Here is a 1022-nt window from a genome sequence, read left to right as displayed (position 1 = left end):
GGCTTCAATTGCTTCAAACATTAAGTATAGAGTCATTAGCTTAGTTAAAGAAGCGGGGTAAATCCGAATTTGTGAATTATGGGCATGCAACACTTTACCGCTTTTTGCATCAATTACTAAACCAGTTTGAACAGGAGGTTTAGGGGTATTTTTTACGGCTTTTTTTGCTTCGCTTATAGGCGCAAAGAAAAATGCTACAACAAAAATATAAGGTAATAAAAATTTCCTAAACATTTTAAATAAATAAAATATTATTCAAATTAAATCAAATGTGATTTTTCGTCATTGCAAGGAAAAATTGAAAATTTTGACGAAGCAATCTAGTAAAAAATGCTATGCATTTTTTTATTATTTTCCTAGATTGTCACGCTTCCTACAATCGCTCGCAATGACGATGAAAATAATACTTACTACACATTAACCTTTTTATTAAGATACATTAATATAAACAAAGCAGGCAAGGCTAAAATTATAGTAAAGAGGAAAAAACCGTCCCAACCCATCATATTTACGAGTTTTCCAACATAAATAGTGACAGTATTGTTACATAAACTACTAGCACTACTAAGTAAAGCATATTGTGTTGCGGAATAACCTTTCATGCCCTCAGCAACCGTTACAGCAGCATCATTAGCAGATTTTATAATTAATCCATTAATTGCCTCTCGAACGGTTATAGTTTCCCCTGCTTTTAAACCCAGCTTACAAGGCGGCATTTTTGAAGCTTTTGCTGATACAAGTAATTTTTTATCTAAAGGTAACTTACCGGCTTCAATTGCTTCAAACATTAAGTATAGAGTCATTAGCTTAGTTAAAGAAGCGGGGTAAATCCGAATTTGTGAATTATGGGCATGCAACACTTTACCGCTTTTTGCATCAATTACTAAACCAGTTTGAACAGGAGGTTTAGGGGTATTTTTTACGGCTTTTTTTGCTTCGCTTATAGGCGCAAAGAAAAATGCTACAACAAAAATATAAGGTAATAAAAATTTCCTAAACATTTTAAATAAATAAAATATTAT

At 32.1% G+C, this 1022-nt stretch carries 1 protein-coding gene and 1 pseudogene; both read right to left on the bottom strand.

The annotated features are described in order from the left end of the window. Positions 1 to 234 (bottom strand): annotated as a pseudogene (locus O6R16_RS07960) (D-alanyl-D-alanine carboxypeptidase); the annotation flags it as partial. A gap of 176 nt (positions 235 to 410) precedes the next feature. After that, the coding region (locus O6R16_RS07955; RefSeq protein ID WP_499680704.1) for a D-alanyl-D-alanine carboxypeptidase family protein at positions 411 to 1022 on the bottom strand (612 nt) is incomplete at its 5' end.

It is taken from the genome of Candidatus Rickettsia tasmaniensis, from assembly GCF_036857515.1.
Taxonomy (GTDB): Bacteria; Pseudomonadota; Alphaproteobacteria; order Rickettsiales; family Rickettsiaceae; genus Rickettsia; species Rickettsia rickettsii.
This window is presented reverse-complemented; position numbering and strand designations above follow the sequence as displayed.